13 protein-coding genes are annotated in these 14,991 nt (G+C 40.9%); 9 read left to right on the top strand and 4 right to left on the bottom strand.

Annotated elements, in window-relative coordinates; genetic code table 11:
- Positions 1 to 2 precede the first annotated feature (2 nt).
- From J0A69_RS00645 to J0A69_RS00665, 5 genes are all read left to right on the top strand, one after another.
- Positions 3 to 764: an SDR family NAD(P)-dependent oxidoreductase gene (locus tag J0A69_RS00645; protein WP_206584578.1), complete on the top strand. Its 762-nt coding sequence runs from the start codon at positions 3 to 5 to the stop codon at positions 762 to 764.
- A 102-nt stretch (positions 765 to 866) separates the two neighbouring features.
- The gene (locus tag J0A69_RS00650) at positions 867 to 1,508 is read left to right on the top strand and encodes a hypothetical protein (RefSeq protein ID WP_206584579.1); all 642 of its coding nucleotides are present in this window, start codon (positions 867 to 869) and stop codon (positions 1,506 to 1,508) included.
- A 25-nt stretch (positions 1,509 to 1,533) separates the two neighbouring features.
- Positions 1,534 to 2,361, top strand: coding sequence for a VOC family protein (locus J0A69_RS00655; protein WP_206584580.1), 828 nt, complete (start codon positions 1,534 to 1,536; stop codon positions 2,359 to 2,361).
- A 317-nt stretch (positions 2,362 to 2,678) separates the two neighbouring features.
- Positions 2,679 to 3,569 (top strand): Nif3-like dinuclear metal center hexameric protein, encoded by an 891-nt coding sequence (locus J0A69_RS00660; RefSeq protein WP_206584581.1) that lies wholly within the window; start codon positions 2,679 to 2,681, stop codon positions 3,567 to 3,569.
- Positions 3,570 to 3,597: 28 nt separating this feature from the next.
- Positions 3,598 to 4,053 (top strand): hypothetical protein, encoded by a 456-nt coding sequence (locus J0A69_RS00665; RefSeq protein ID WP_206584582.1) that lies wholly within the window; start codon positions 3,598 to 3,600, stop codon positions 4,051 to 4,053.
- Between the two features lie 9 nt (positions 4,054 to 4,062).
- On the opposite strand, the gene J0A69_RS00670 is transcribed toward J0A69_RS00665, so the two are convergent.
- From J0A69_RS00670 to J0A69_RS00680, 3 genes are all read right to left on the bottom strand, one after another.
- A complete protein-coding gene (locus tag J0A69_RS00670; RefSeq protein WP_206584583.1) occupies positions 4,063 to 4,656 on the bottom strand; it encodes a gluconate 2-dehydrogenase subunit 3 family protein in 594 nt (197 codons plus the stop codon).
- A gap of 4 nt (positions 4,657 to 4,660) precedes the next feature.
- Positions 4,661 to 6,367: a GMC oxidoreductase gene (locus J0A69_RS00675; RefSeq protein WP_206584584.1), complete on the bottom strand. Its 1,707-nt coding sequence runs from the start codon at positions 6,365 to 6,367 to the stop codon at positions 4,661 to 4,663.
- A gap of 140 nt (positions 6,368 to 6,507) precedes the next feature.
- Complete coding sequence (locus J0A69_RS00680; RefSeq protein ID WP_206584585.1) at positions 6,508 to 8,292, bottom strand: hypothetical protein; 1,785 nt, start codon at positions 8,290 to 8,292, stop codon at positions 6,508 to 6,510.
- A 233-nt stretch (positions 8,293 to 8,525) separates the two neighbouring features.
- Between J0A69_RS00680 and J0A69_RS00685 the strand changes: the two genes are divergently transcribed.
- The 3 genes from J0A69_RS00685 to J0A69_RS00695 all read left to right on the top strand — a co-directional run bounded on the left by J0A69_RS00685 (position 8,526) and on the right by J0A69_RS00695 (position 12,230).
- Positions 8,526 to 9,815 carry a M20/M25/M40 family metallo-hydrolase gene (locus tag J0A69_RS00685; protein WP_206584586.1) on the top strand — a complete coding sequence of 430 codons (1,290 nt, stop codon included), beginning with the start codon at positions 8,526 to 8,528 and terminating at the stop codon, positions 9,813 to 9,815.
- 21 nt (positions 9,816 to 9,836) lie between these two features.
- Positions 9,837 to 10,631, top strand: a complete 795-nt coding sequence (locus tag J0A69_RS00690) for a glycoside hydrolase family 25 protein (RefSeq protein ID WP_206584587.1) — start codon at positions 9,837 to 9,839, stop codon at positions 10,629 to 10,631.
- 87 nt (positions 10,632 to 10,718) lie between these two features.
- Positions 10,719 to 12,230 carry a sulfatase family protein gene (locus J0A69_RS00695; RefSeq protein WP_206584588.1) on the top strand — a complete coding sequence of 504 codons (1,512 nt, stop codon included), beginning with the start codon at positions 10,719 to 10,721 and terminating at the stop codon, positions 12,228 to 12,230.
- A 3-nt stretch (positions 12,231 to 12,233) separates the two neighbouring features.
- On the opposite strand, the gene J0A69_RS00700 is transcribed toward J0A69_RS00695, so the two are convergent.
- Entirely contained in the window at positions 12,234 to 13,898 is a 1,665-nt protein-coding gene (locus tag J0A69_RS00700) for a sulfatase family protein (RefSeq protein ID WP_206584589.1), read from the bottom strand.
- A 97-nt stretch (positions 13,899 to 13,995) separates the two neighbouring features.
- On the opposite strand from J0A69_RS00700, the gene J0A69_RS00705 reads away from it, so the two are divergent.
- Positions 13,996 to 14,949 (top strand): Na/Pi cotransporter family protein, encoded by a 954-nt coding sequence (locus tag J0A69_RS00705; protein WP_206584590.1) that lies wholly within the window; start codon positions 13,996 to 13,998, stop codon positions 14,947 to 14,949.
- Positions 14,950 to 14,991: the final 42 nt, after the last annotated feature.

Raw genomic sequence — 14,991 nt, forward strand, 5'->3', positions numbered from 1 at the left:
GGATGTCCAAAAGAAAAACAGCCATCATCACAGGCGCTGGGCAGGGAATTGGACTGGCTATCGCCGAAAAACTAGCAGCTCAAAGCGTCAACCTCATCCTTAATGATCTGGAAGAAGGTTTGATCGAAGATGCCTGCAAAAGAATCTCTGTTCACCACGGGATGCCAGCTATTGCCATCCCGGGTGATTCGAGTTCTCAAGCTGTCATTGATGCGATGATAGAGGCAGCGATTTCTAATTTTGGTTCGGTGGATATTGTTATCGCTAATGCAGGGATTACTTTATTTGGCAGTTTTCTGGAGTACAAGCGAGAGGATTTTATGAAGGTAATGCAAGTCAATCAAGCTGGCACTTTCTTCCTGGCGCAAGCAGCGGCAAATCAAATGAAATCCCAGCCAACTGGGGGAGCAATTTTATTGACTTCGTCTGTGACAGCTCATCAAAGCCATGAAAACCTTGCTGCCTATGCAATGAGCAAATCAGCCATCGAAATGCTTGCTAAAAATCTGGTTTTGGAATTAGCACCTTTGGGAATCAGAGTGAACACTATTGCCCCGGGAGCCACTATGACTTCCCGAACGGCTTTGGATTCTTCCTATGAAAGTACCTGGTCGAAATTGACCCCTCTTGGAAGACCTGCCTCACCGGAGGATATTGCTGCAGCAGCGGCATTTCTGGTTTCAGATGAAGCAAAGCATATCACGGGTCAAACTTTAATCGTGGATGGAGGCTGGACCAGCATCAGCCCTTCTCCCTACAACTAAGAACATCCTGATTTCAAATAATTTACAAACGGGGATTAATTTTTGGCCCAAAAAACAATTGAATTCAATTGCCTGTTATATTTACTAAAAAACCACTGCGCTATGAAAAATTTTAGTTTTGTAATCCTATTAATTTGGGCTTTGAGTTCTTGTCAACCTAAGGAAACCATGCCCGATACTTTACCTATGAAAGTGGCTATTGCCTATGGTTTTGATAAAATGGATCAGGTAAATAGCATTGGCTTTACTTGGAATGTTCAGCGTGATTCTGTGAATTCTGTTTCCCGAACTTACCTATGGAACCTGAAAGACAAGACAGTAGATTTCACTGACTCAGATACAACTTATTCCTACAGCTTAATGACAGATTCTCTGCCTCCAGCTGACAAAGCTTTTATCAATGATAAATACTGGGCTATGATGCCTTTCCAATTGGGTTGGGATTCTGGCTATACCTTCGAGACAGAAGAAGGAGTAAGTACGCCTTTGAAAGGAACTACATCTACAAAACTGACTATCCTTTATAACTCCAATGATGGCTATACACCAGGAGATGCTTACGATCTATATCTAGATGAAAACAATAAAATTTTGGAGTGGACATTCCGAAGAGGCAATGGAGAACAAGGTGCTACTTGGACTTGGGAAAATGAGACTCAATTAGGACCACTAACTTTTGCCCAGGACCATATGGGAGCCAATGGTAAACGCTTTATTTGGATATCAAATCTCTCAGTGAACTAAGTCTAAAAATTTATAACTCAAAGCCATGGCAAACGTCATGGCTTTTTTTTGCCAATTCCAATATATGCTTCTTGAATATATTGACGAAATTTTTAATTTTATCAAAGCACTCCTGCTAGTTGTGGATAATTACGATATAGACGCAATAGAGGAAGGGAGTGGCGTATATACAAGTGTTGTAAAACATTTGAACAAACCAACAACTATGGAAATAGACCATATATTCATCTTTTCAAAAAATTACGGAAAAGAAGCCGATAAATTGGTTGAGTTTGGTTTTATTGAAGGAAGTAGTCGAACTCATCCAGGACAAGGGACAACGAATCGAAAATTTTATTTTGAGAATTTTTTTCTCGAAGTTCTGTGGGTCATTGACGAAGCTGAAATACGAAGCGACTTGACTTCTAAATCAAAACTTTGGGAACGTTCACAATTTGACAAAAATCATTTTTCCCCTTTTGGTTTGTGTTTAGTCAACTCAAAACGTACTGACAAGCTTTTTGAGCGAAGCGAGATTTATCAGCCGAATTACTTTCCAGAAGGAATGTCAATTGACATAATTACAAACGAAAAAAATCCAAATTTACCTTGGACTTTTAGACTTCCATATCGTGACGAAAAAAAAGCCCATAACGAGCCAACCAATCACAAGAATGGAATACGGAAACTCACTCAGGTGGAATTTGAAATACCATTAAATAAAGACGAGATAGAATTTAAGACCTTTTTTAAAAGTAGTGAATACATTGATTTCAAAGGTGGTCAACGAAATCATTTAACTCTTGAATTTGATAACTTTAATCAAAAGCAAGTGATGACATTTGAAGGACTAAATTTATCCATAAAATACTGAAAAAAAACGTTTTACAACAACGCATATAGCTTATGGCGAGTGAACGGCTATCAGCAAGGAATTCGCTCCGCAGGTAGCTTTTGTTTCGCTGGACAGGAAAGTGCTTTGAAACCGCCACAAGCCATATGAAAGCCGTTCTCCCAATCTGGAACCTTATAAAATCCTTCTAAACGTAGATTGCATCCACGTTTTTTCTGAAAAGTCAGAACCTCTTTAATTCCCCAATTTTTTTTTAAATCTCCAATTCTCTTATTCTTCTGAGTCTACCTCACCCAAAATAAAAAGGCTTCCTTATCTTTAGATAAACCAATCTAGCTATGAAGCCCAAACAAAACCGCCGTGATTTCCTTCTAAAAAGCTCAACCCTATTAGGAATAGGTATCTTTTTAAATCCTTTGGATCTCTTTTCAGCTCCGAAAAAAGTAGAATATATGGTAGGAGATATCATGGATCTGTTTATTTCTAAAGTCCCAAATGCCCCATTTAGTCCTACGGTAGACACTTTAAAAGCAGGTTCCAGAGATCAAGTTGTCACCGGAATTGTTACGACCATGTTTGCTACGATCACTGTAATTCGGAAGGCAATTGAGCTAAAAGCCAACTTTATCATCGTACATGAACCTACTTTCTATAATCATCAGGATGAAACTGCTTGGCTGGCTTCAGATCCTGTCTATCAGTTTAAAGCTGATCTCTTGAAAGAAAATGGAATTGCGGTCTGGAGAAATCACGATTATGTGCACAGCCTACCAATAGACGGAGTTCAAGCAGGAGTGGTCGATGAATTGGGCTGGAATGAATATTATAATCAGAATGCTGTCCTGAACCTTCCGGAAACTACTCTAGGAAATTTGATAGATCATATCAAGTCGAAACTCGGGGTTCCAGCTTTGAGGTATGTGGGTGATTTGAATCAAAAAGCCTCAAAAATCCTTTTGTTACCTGGCGCGATCGGTGGAAGAAGACAGATAGAAATTATGATGCAAGAGAAGCCAGATGTACTGATCTGTGGAGAAAGCCCGGAATGGGAGACCCCAGAATATGTCAGAAATGCCAATGAAATGGGAGAAAGCCTTGGCTTGATTGTTATTGGACATTCTGCCAGTGAAGAAGGAGGATCAGAATTTATGAAATCCTGGATTGAGGAAAACGTGAAAGGAATACCTGTTTATCACATCCCAAGTAGTAACTCATTGGAAATCATTTAGTATCTTCAGATAACTAAATTTTTCAAAAGTGAATAAATTTGCAAGAGCAGTTATTACAGTCTTTACTTTTTTAGGAAGTTATTATTTCTCCTATTGGCTAATAGTAATTCTCTTAGCAGTCTTATTTGGTGAGGAATTCGACCTTAAATGGGGAACAATTCTAATCAATGTCGTAAGCCTAGCACTCGCTGTTTACCTTGCAAAAATCGTTTGGAGCAAAAACATTTTAACCAAGAATTCCACAATTCCATTGGGGAAATATATTCTTACAGGTGCCATTGCTGTAGGAATTACAGGTTTTTTGATTGGTTTTATTGGGCCTATGATTTTTACACCTGATTCAAATCAAGGACCGATGTTAGGAATTTTTATTACAGGACCTGCTGGATTGGTTTTGGGAGCTATCGGTGGATTAATTTTCGGGTTAATCAAAAACCAAATGATAAAAAAAGCTGCCAAGAATGATCCAGGCAGCTTAGAATAGTTTGAGAATCTACAAACTCCAGGTATTTCCCACATCCGAAAGCGGAATACAACCGAGGTATTCGCCTGGAATAGGATCATAGCTCAGGATGTTTTTTCCAACTTCTTCCGAGGAAAAATAAGCCCATAGCGCCATGGATTTAAGCTGGCGATAAAAGGCAACAGGTTTTTGCTCTCCGACAGCAGTTCCCCAGACACCTGGGTTGAATTTAGCCGTTTCTGCCTCTGCTTTTTTCAAAACTGCAGTTTTGTCTTCCTCACTTAAATCCGCGAAAACGCTTCCATATTCATCCTTGCAGGCTGCATTGAATTTATCAATTTCAGCTTTTACATATTCTTGAGCAGACTGATCATAAGCTTTGGCATACATCAGATCCATGAAAATATCTACTTTCACATCCAATGCCCCAGGGGTTTCTGTTCTTGGTAAAATCGTATCTACAAAGGAAGCCAAAAAGACTGCCTGATCTTGATTTAAAAACTGAGGAACCCAATCCACACGCTTTTGCTCCTTGCATGATTGAAGCAGGGAAAGCAAAGTAGGTGTAGCAACTGCTGACCCTGCCAGCAGGGCTGTTCTCCGTAATGCGTTTCTTCTGTTCATAGGATTATAGGTTATTTTTCTTGAGTTCGGATACTGCGAAATTTGCTGCTCTGGCTGTCAATGCCATGTAAGTCAGGGATGGATTCACACAGGATGAAGAAGTCATACAAGCCCCATCTGTCACAAAAACATTCTTTGCTCCATGGACCTGATTGTTTCCATTCAGCACGGAAGTCTTGGGATCTCTGCCCATTCTTGCTGTACCCATTTCATGGATCCCATAACCCATTTCATGCTCGTTGTCAAAATCCATGATATCTTGAAGACCTGCTCTTTCAAGCATTTCCTTGGCATCTTCTCGAATCACTTTGTTCATCGCCAACTCATTTTCTCCCCACTCGGCATCAATGCTTAGGGTCGGCTGACCCCACTTATCCAAGACTTCTTTATTCAAATAAACTTTGTTCTCATGGTTTGGAAGACATTCTGCAAATCCTGTAATGAAAAATTCCCAAGGCCCTGGTTTCATCAGGCTATCTTTAAATTCCCCTCCGAAATTTTCCTGATTCGATCCAGCTCCCCAGCCAGCTCTTCCTCCACTTCCTTGGAATCCAAATCCTCTTACAAAACGATCTGTTTTGGTTTGTTCATCCAGATTATAATAGCGAGGAATATAGATCCCATTCGGTCTTCTTCCCTTGTAATATTGATCATCGAAGCCTTCCACTTTGCCCATGGCCCCAACACGATAAGTATGATCCATTAGATTATGGCCTAACTCACCACTGTCATTTCCTAGTCCATTTGGGAATCGGTCTGAAGTAGAATTCATCAGAATCTGCGTGGTGCTTAAAGTAGAAGCATTGCAGAATATAATCTTTGCTTGATATTCCAGCATCTCACTTGTTTCAGAATCAATGATTCGTACTCCACTTGCTTTGCCAGTCGTTTCATCATAAATGATAGACTGAACGATCGAGAAAGGTCTAATTGTCAAGTTTCCGGTTGCATTCGCAGCAGGCAAAGTCACCGCATTACTACTGAAATAGGCTCCATAAGGACAGCCTCGGTCACATCGGTTTCGGAACTGACATTTGCCGCGACCATTTAATGGTTCAGTCAAATGTGCCACCCTTCCAATGATCATATTTCGACCATTGTATTCCTTTTCGATTCGCTCCTTCACATGCTTTTCCACACAATTCAATTCCATTGGAGGAAGAAAATGGCTATCTGGCAATTGGGGCAAGCCCAAAGCCTCTCCAGAAATTCCGGCAAACTTTTCCACATGGGTGTACCATGGAGCAATGTCCTTGTATCGAATTGGCCAATCAACTCCATGACCATCTTTTAGATTTGCTTCAAAATCAAGATCAGACCAGCGGTAGCATTGCTTTCCCCAAAGTAAAGATCTGCCTCCCATCTGATGGGCTCTTACCCACAGGAAAGGTTTTACTTCTGTGTAGGGATTTTCAACATCATTCGCATGAAAATGCTCATTATTTGCCCCGATAAATCCAGAGCGGATGCCTTTGGGATGTCTTGCTTTTTGCTCAGGTGTCAGGCTTCCTCGCAGCTCAGTGTCCCAAGGATCCAAAGTCATCGTTGGATAATCTGTCACATGCTCTACAATCCTTCCGCGCTCAAGAACTAGCGTTTTCAGCCCATTCTCGCATAATTCTTTTGCTGCCCAGCCGCCGCTGATGCCCGACCCAATGACAATGGCGTCATAGGTCATCTCTTTTTTTGCGTCAATAATAAAATTGGCCATGGTTTGAGTTTAATAGGCTTGTAAGATAAACAAATCCCCAAAATGAGCGAGGGGATTAAATCGAAACAAATGGTAGCCCATATGTTAAATTCATGGCAGTAATGCTATAGAATTTCTGCAAGAAGTCAAAACTACCTTCTTCAGCTCTTATAATTCACCAATAGTTGCTCTCCTTCTATTTTGAAACATGGCTTTACTCCGTCGATTTCATTTCCTGAAAACTGATTTGCTTGAAAAGTACCCAGATTAGGAGCTGATAAAACTTTATACCATTTGGAAGGATCGATAACTTCACCTTTGACAGGATAAAACTCAAAAGTCATCTCAATCGAATGCATTATCAGGCCCTCAGAAACCTGCAGCATTACGTCTTTCCTTCCAAGCTCCATTAGTAAAATTCCACCAGCTAGTTCCAAACTTCCGATACTGATATTTTGTGAAAGCCAGCCCAGATCTAGTGTTCCATTTCCAAATAACTGGATTTTTGCATTTCCACCCTGAGCCTGATCACTGAAGCTGATCTTTCCTCCCTTTCCTCCATTTAGCCCTCCATAAGCAATCAGCAAGGCATCTCCGGCAGATGCAATACCTGCAAAGGATGTCAAACCTCCTTCAGCTCCAGGAATACTTCCACCAAAATTCAAAAAAGTACCTTTTCCAGCTGTTGGAACCTTATCCTTGGGATGATCTGCCATCAGATCCGGACCATTTGGCGTAATAGCATCCTTATCTACATAAACAGCAAATTCGGTAAACCCTGGAGCGCCGCCAGAAGCTTCTGCAGGCTGATTTCTATAAGTACCATGGCCTGCAGTAGGGAAATTATCGGTAGGTAGATTTATTGAAAAGATCGTATGACCTGCTGAGGATTTACCAGAAATCATACTTCCGTAATTGATGAAATTGGCTTTTGCTCCCGTTGGACAGCCATATTTTGCAGTAAATTCCGTATGTCCTCCACCTCCGGTTTTTTCGGTAGTTGCACCATAATTGTGATAAAAAGCATGACCCGCTGAGGCTCCTTGTTGACCCATGATGGGAGGATTATTATTGAAACTGGTAACTCCGCCATTTCCTCCCTGAACTGAAGCTGGATAGTTATGGAAATGAGCATTTCCACCATCAGCGATTCCATCAAAAGCCACATCTCCGCCATTCGCTTTGTAAAATGTCCCTCCATAATTATGGAATAAGCCATGGGCGGCATTGGATGATCCATAGAACTGGGTATTCCCACCATCACCACCTGCGACAGTGCCACCAATATTTGTGAATTTGGCGTGAGCTGCTGTGGCATTGTCATGAAAAACAGTGTTCCCAAAAGTATCCCCATCTATGCCTAAACTTCCATAAATGATAAAGGAAGCATTTTCCGCAGTGGAATAATCACTAAAACTCACTTCACCTCCCACGGTACTTCTCTCAGTCTTTGGAGGAGCTTGCTTTCCTGTTCGCACCACAAAATTAGCTGATCCGGCTGTGGCATGATCTGCAAATCCTATGATTCCGCCTCCGTACCCATTTTCCAAAGATTCCGGTCCTGAATGATAGGTCATCTCATGCCCTCCCGCTGTGGCGTTATTTGCAAATTTTAATTGTGGGAATTTGAAATTTGCTCCAGTTCCCGCCACCACAAAACTTTGGGTGACTTTAGAATGATTGACTATCCCGTAGCCCTCGATGGTCAATGCAGGTTTGCTGGGTGTAGAACCAAAAAGAAATGTAAAAGACGGTGCTTCTGGGGTAAATTCAATCTCATCAATTTTGGCAGTTTCTAAAGTTGAAAAGGTAATGAGAGTCTTCTTTGATTTTGAAAAAATAGCTTTGGTACTTGGCACTTGCTGAGTATCCCAATTTCTTGAGTCATTCCACTCCTCTGTTTCTGCCCCATCTGTCCAAATTGCTTTACTTTCTTGATTTTTCATGTTCGATTCTATTAAAAGTTTTGATTTTTCTAAGCTATCCTTGGCAATAGGCTAAAAATAATACCAAGTCATCTGCTTAAGTTACTAATTTATCTTTCGATTCTATTCTTCATGGAAAGATTTTGAACAGCAGAAATTCCATGGATCGGTTCAACCAAGTTTCATTTATCTCAACAGAAATCAAATTCAATTCTAGCTAAGTCTTTTCCGATCATTTCGCTTATTTTTCAGTCATGAAAAAATCTGTAAGCATTCTCTGTTTTTTGATCTGTCTATCCACCCACGCTTTTGCACAAAAACTAAGTCGTGAGGAGGAAAAATTAATCGCTGAAGTAGAAAAGAACTATGCCTCCACAGTGGCTTTGTTGGAAGAGGTAACGAATATCAATTCAGGTTCCTTGAATTCAGAAGGAGTCAAAGCTGTTGCAGATGTTTTTGCCAGAGAATTTGAAAAAATCGGCTTTGAAACAGAATGGCTGGTGTTGCCTGCTGAAGTCAAGCGTTCAGGACATTTCATTGCCAGTAGAAAAGGTAGCAAAGGAAAGAAAATCTTTATCATTGGCCACTTAGATACGGTTTTTGAAAAAGACATGCCTTTTTCTCCCTTCACTTACCTCAATGATTCCACAGCTACTGGACAAGGTGTAAATGATATGAAAGGTGGAGATGTAATGGCTTTTGCCAGTCTAAAAGCCTTGCATGATTTGGGTTATTTAAAAGATCGAACTGTAACGGTTTATTTTACGGGTGATGAGGAAAGCTCTGGTAATGAAGAATTGTCCAGAAAAGACTTTATCGCAAGAGCCAAAGAACATGACGTTGCGCTCGGTTATGAGACAACGCAAAGCTTTGGGATTACCACTGTTGCAAGAAGAGGCAGTAGTGGCTGGCAATTGAGAACAAGTGGTAGACAATCACATTCCAGTGGTGTATTTAGAGAATCTGTGGGATACGGTGCCATTTATGAAGCAGCGAGAATCTTGACTGAATTTCAGGAAGAATTGGCTGGAGAGCAATATTTGACATTCAATCCCGGCCAAATAATCGGGGGCTCGGACATATCCTATGATGCTGAAACAGGCAAAGGAGAAGCCTTGGGCAAAACCAATATTGTTGCACGTGAGGCATTTGTAACTGGAGATTTGAGGTTTTTAGGAGAAGACCAAAAAGCTGCCGCCCGCCTAAAAATGCAAGCCATTGTAGACCGCCATTTGAATAAAACTGATGCCGAAATCATCTTTAATGATGGACTACCCTCTATGGTTCCTACAGAAGCTAATTTAGCTTTGGCAGAAATCCTCAGCGAATTAAGTCTGGATATGGGCTTAGGAGAAGTAAAACCAGGAGACCCAGGAAGCCGAGGTGCGGGAGATATCTCCTTTGTGGCCGACTACTTGGATTGCCTGGATGGCTTAGGTGCATCGGGTTCGGGTGCCCACGCTCCAGGAGAAACAATTAACATGAAAGAATACCCAGAATTGATCAAAAGAAGTACCTTATTTTTGTACCGTCTGACGAGGTAAGTCTGATCAAATCCTACTTGAATGCCACGGAAAAAGTCTAAAAAGATACCCGCAGGTCTTATTCTGCTTTTGATTCTATTGACCTCAGGTGCGGGCTATTTAATCTTCACCACTTGGAATCAGCTCCATAATACTCCCTATTATGCCAATTTGCCTGCTTCTGAACAGGAGGAATTGAAATTTGACTATGTCTTCAAAACCCAACCAGAACCAATTCTTGGGATTGACATCTCGCATTATCAGGGAAAAATTGATTGGAAAAACCTGGAGCTTCAAATTAAAGATAAGCCAGTACAGTTCTTCGTTTTCAGAGCCACAATGGGCTACGATCAAGATAAATTGTTTCGGGAATATTGGAATGCTTTGGATACGATGAATGTGATTCGTGGGGCCTATCATTATTACCGACCCAATGAAAACAGCACGAAACAAGCAGAAAATTTCATCAAGCGTGTGAAACTAAGTCGGGGAGATCTAAGACCTATTTTGGATATCGAAAGACATTCTACCATTCAGTCTAAGGAAAGACTCAGAACAGGAATTCAGAATTGGCTGGAGCTGGTGGAAGCGCATTATGGTGTAAAGCCCATCATTTATACCGGCGATACTTTCAACAGACATGTTTTAGTCGGGAATGGCTTTGAAGATTATCCACTTTGGATAGCAAATTATAATCCCGTGAAACATCCCGAAAGCGATAATTGGGTGATTTGGCAGTTTTCTGAAAAAGGGAGAATGAGCGGAATCAAAGAAAATGTGGACTTGAATCTTCTTAGAGGAGGAATGGAAAGCTTGGAAACACTCCGCATTGATTGAGTAGATTACCATCAGAAGACACTTAAGATTCTTTGGAATTGGATTATAGAGCAGAAGATTTTAAATTCCTGAATAGCCCTGTTCCAAATGAAAAAAAATCTTCTAGCCACTCTCTCCCTTTTCTTCACTTTTTACGCTGCCTTTAGCCAAGAGAAAAAACCCAACATTCTATTTCTGATCGCTGATGATTGGTCTTTTCCTCATGCTGGGGTTTATGGAGATCCTTTAGTCCGCACACCGACATTTGATCGCTTGGCAGCTGAAGGTGCTTTGTTTAACAATGCCTATACCGCTTCCCCTTCCTGCTCGCCTTCCAGAGCAGTTGTATTGTTGGGTAGATATCCGCATCAAAATGAAGCCGGAGGAAATCTTTGGTCAGAATTCCCAGCCCAATATCCTACCTATGTTGGCATGCTGGAAAAAGACGGCTATTTGACCGGCTCAACTCGCAAAGGTTGGGGACCTGGAGAATTCAAAGTCAGTGGAATGGAGCATAATCCGGCAGGTAAGAGTTTCAAAGATTTTAAAACCTTTCTTGCACAAAGGGCAAATGATGAACCTTTTACTTTTTGGTTTGGAAGTACTGATCCTCATCGGGAATATGTTCCAAATACCGGGATCCAAACTGGAATGTATCTCGAAAATGTAAGCGTACCAGGTTTCTTCCCGGATAACGATTGTGTCAGAAATGACATTTTGGATTACTTTTTTGAAATAGAAAGATTTGACCGGGAATGCGGACAACTGCTAAAAATGCTGGAAGAAATCGGGGAGCTTGACAATACCATTATAGTCATGACTAGTGACAATGGGATGCCTTTTCCTCGAGCAAAGGCCAATTTATATGATTATGGAACCCGCATGCCTTTAGCTATTAGATATCCTAAGAAAATCAAAGCCGGGACTGTAATTGATGATTTTGTAAATTTTGTTGACTTCGCTCCCACTTTTGTAGAATCCGCAGGATTAGAACATCCCACCATGAGTGGACAGTCACTTTGGCCGCTTTTTGCAGGGGAAAAGCAAAACAGAGATCAGGTTTTCCTAGAAAGAGAAAGGCATGCCAATGTGAGGAAGGGTGATTTGTCTTATCCTATGCGGGCTGTAAGAGATCATCAGTATTTGTACATCCGAAACATGATGCCTGAAAGAAATCCTGCCGGTGATTCAACGGCCCATCAATCCGTCGGTCAATACGGAGACGTGGATAATTCCGTCACCAAGTATTTGATTATGAGTCTAAAGGGTAAAAGCCAAGCAGGAAAACCTGATTACTTCAAACTGGCTTTTGAAAAGAGGCCAGCTGAAGAGCTCTATGATGTCATAGCTGATCCCTATCAATTGAATAATCTGGCTGAAGATGAGACTTATGCTACCGTAAAAGCAAAAATGAACAGTCAACTACAAGACTGGATGGCAAAAACAGGTGACCTGAGAGCAAAAGAACCTAGATCCCTTTATTGGGACCAGGTCCGATACACACCAACTTATCAATTTCAGGATTATGATTTTGAGCAAAGACTTCAAGAATACCGAATCAAGCCTCCCTTTGGAAAGGATTCAAGAGAGGGAATTCCTTGTTTAACAAACCTTCAATAATTCCTATTCCTCCACTTCCTCCACTTTTAAAACAATGGCCTTTTCACTTGGCTCATATCCAATTCTATGAGCCAAAACGTACAAGGAATCTCCAGCTGCTGCCTCAAATGGCTCTTGGTAGACAGACCATACGTCTTTAGAAGATTTTTTATAACCGATAGAAGCGCTAGGTGTGCCGGATCCCAAGGCTACCAAACCATCTTCAAACAGCACAATAGGTTCTTCAGTGACCGGAGCAGTATCTTTTCCACCCCACCATTCTTTGACCATTTCCATTTCAGGTTTAGCACCCAGATCCCCATAATAGTTTATCCAATCCAAATGTGCTTTTCTCATTTCCTCCAACTTCGCATCATATTCAGGGTTTCCAACCAGATTATTGAATTCCCAGGGATCAACTTGGGTATCGTATAATTCTTCTTTTGGCTTTGTCTCATCAAACCAGCGCTCTTGATCAGGAGTAAGTTGCCCTTGTTCATGGAGCTCAAGTAAATGAACCATAAGTGGATTATTTAATCGATACCTGATGTTTTGATAGTTTGGCTGGTTGATCATGTAATTTCGGATATACTTATAGCGCCCATCACTTACTGCTCTCACCCGATCTACCTCTGAATCCATCCTATCCCGGGCAGCATAGACATATTTTCTAGGTGCTGATTTCTGAGGCCCCAAAAAAGGCTGACCTTGCATGGATGGAGGAATTTTGATCCCTGCCAATGAAAGTACCGTGGGAGCAAAATCAACAAAACTCACCAATTCGTCAGTTACAGATCCAGGTTCTAAAAAAGGAGCTTTGATTAAAAGCGGAATTTTTAACCCTCTATCATACAATTCTCTTTTGAAATAAGGCATCCCATCACCATGGTCTGAATAGTAAAAGATAATTGTGTTTTCATACAATCCGGCATCTTTCAGTTCCTGAATAATCTCTCCTACCTGGGTATCCATGCGCATCACATTTGTAATGAATCGCGCCATGGTATGTCTGGAAATGGAATCGTCAGGATAAACAGGAGGAACAGTTACATCAGCCGGATCTACCAACAAAGGTTCATCTGCTCTTGCCCAAACTTGTGACTCATGCGAAATCGTCAAGTTAAAAATGGAAAAGAAAGGTTGATTGGGATCAGGTCGATTTTTCCAGTGAGCATTGTTACTGCTCTCATCCCACATAGTTTTTGGTGCTACGAATTGGTAATCTTGCTTTGAATTGTTGGTAGTATAATACCCAATCATCCTTAAATATTCAGGAAAACCTTTCATTCCGTCCGGCAGAACAGTCGAATAAGATTTGAACCCTTCTGGATAAGCATCCAGTGCGTTGGCAGACATTCCCAATGTCCGCATATTATGTGCACCTATGGAAGTTTGATAGGCTCCTGTGATAATGGCAGCCCTACTCGGAGCGCAAACTCCTGCAGTGGAAAAAGCATTGGTATATTTTAAACTTTCGGTAGCAAACTGATCCAAAACGGGAGTTTTACCTCCAGTACCACCATAAGCTCCCAAATGCTCTGGAGACATATCTTCATTCACAATCCAAACGATGTTTGGATGGGTAGGATAATCTATCTCCATTTTTTGCTCCTCTGGCTCAGAACAAGAGAAAAATAAATAGCATAAAGCGAGAACTAAACTATTGATGCGCAAGGATGAAATTTTCATAGTTTTCTTTCAAAATGGGAAAAGTTAATTTAGGCTTTTTACCAGAAATATTCATCCCCCATACAGATAAATTCCAACAATTCTTAAATTGGATTATATGAATGGATCCATCCTTCCCTTATTTCTTGGAGGTCTTATTTTATTTATTTTTTCTATTTCCCGCTTGTCAGCGGTGCTGGAGAATTTTTTTTCAGAAAAATCCAAAACCTACATCCATCAATACACAAGGAACAGTTGGCTTTCTTTATTGGTGGGAATTGTAGTTACTGTCTTGATGGGCTCCTCATCAGCAGTGATTATTCTGACCATCATCTTAATAAATGCCAAAGCCCTAAACTTTAGACAATCAATCGGTATCATTCTGGGGGCTAACCTTGGCACAACCATGACCAGCCAATTGATTGCCTTGGACATTTCCAGTTTTTCAGTCATTCCCCTAGGCATCGGGCTAATTATTCAGCTTTTCATCAAAAAGGAGCCTTATTCTGAGTATGGAAAAGTCCTTTTCTATTTTGGAATGCTGTTTTTTGGAATGTTTGTCATGGAAGAGTCTGTCATGCCACTTCGGGAAAGTGATCTTTTTGAAACTTGGGTCACCAAAGTAGAAGGAAATCAATTTCAAGGTGCTTGGGTTGGAGGATTGATTACCCTACTTATACAGTCCTCCAGTGCAACGGTGGGAATTGCTATTCTCCTAGGAAAACAGGGCTTAATCAATGCAGCAGGAGGTGTTTCCTTGATGCTAGGAGCTGAACTCGGAACTTGTTCTGACACCCTACTTGCCACCATCAAAGGCAAAAGAGCTGCTATTCGAGCGGGGGTATTTCATTTGGCATTCAATCTGATTTGCATCACTCTAGGATTGATTTTTTTCTCCCAATTTCTAATTCTTGTCAGCTGGATTTCCGATTCATCTGAATTAGATCATCTCATAGCAAATGCACATGTGATATTCAATGGATTGGGTGTACTCTTATTTTTTCCTTTGATCGGCATTTTTGAAAAAATACTGGTCAAATTAATCCCTGATAAAGAATCGTTGACTCCCTGAAAACTTCTAAATCGCTGCAAGCTTTAAAGAGACTTTCTTTTG

It is taken from the genome of Algoriphagus pacificus, assembly GCF_017254845.1.
GTDB lineage: Bacteria > Bacteroidota > Bacteroidia > Cytophagales > Cyclobacteriaceae > Algoriphagus > Algoriphagus pacificus.

What these genes read in the sequence shown, in the direction of transcription:
- J0A69_RS00660 (WP_206584581.1), top strand. Translation starts at nt 2,679, where the DNA reads ATGAAGCCCAAACAAAACCGCCGTGATTTCCTTCTAAAAAGCTCAACC.
- J0A69_RS00645 (WP_206584578.1), top strand. Translation starts at nt 3, where the DNA reads ATGTCCAAAAGAAAAACAGCCATCATCACAGGCGCTGGGCAGGGAATT.
- J0A69_RS00700 (WP_206584589.1), bottom strand. Translation starts at nt 13,898, where the DNA reads ATGAAAATTTCATCCTTGCGCATCAATAGTTTAGTTCTCGCTTTATGC.
- J0A69_RS00695 (WP_206584588.1), top strand. Translation starts at nt 10,719, where the DNA reads ATGAAAAAAAATCTTCTAGCCACTCTCTCCCTTTTCTTCACTTTTTAC.
- J0A69_RS00705 (WP_206584590.1), top strand. Translation starts at nt 13,996, where the DNA reads ATGAATGGATCCATCCTTCCCTTATTTCTTGGAGGTCTTATTTTATTT.
- J0A69_RS00685 (WP_206584586.1), top strand. Translation starts at nt 8,526, where the DNA reads ATGAAAAAATCTGTAAGCATTCTCTGTTTTTTGATCTGTCTATCCACC.
- J0A69_RS00655 (WP_206584580.1), top strand. Translation starts at nt 1,534, where the DNA reads ATGGCAAACGTCATGGCTTTTTTTTGCCAATTCCAATATATGCTTCTT.
- J0A69_RS00680 (WP_206584585.1), bottom strand. Translation starts at nt 8,292, where the DNA reads ATGAAAAATCAAGAAAGTAAAGCAATTTGGACAGATGGGGCAGAAACA.
- J0A69_RS00675 (WP_206584584.1), bottom strand. Translation starts at nt 6,367, where the DNA reads ATGGCCAATTTTATTATTGACGCAAAAAAAGAGATGACCTATGACGCC.
- J0A69_RS00670 (WP_206584583.1), bottom strand. Translation starts at nt 4,656, where the DNA reads ATGAACAGAAGAAACGCATTACGGAGAACAGCCCTGCTGGCAGGGTCA.
- J0A69_RS00650 (WP_206584579.1), top strand. Translation starts at nt 867, where the DNA reads ATGAAAAATTTTAGTTTTGTAATCCTATTAATTTGGGCTTTGAGTTCT.
- J0A69_RS00690 (WP_206584587.1), top strand. Translation starts at nt 9,837, where the DNA reads ATGCCACGGAAAAAGTCTAAAAAGATACCCGCAGGTCTTATTCTGCTT.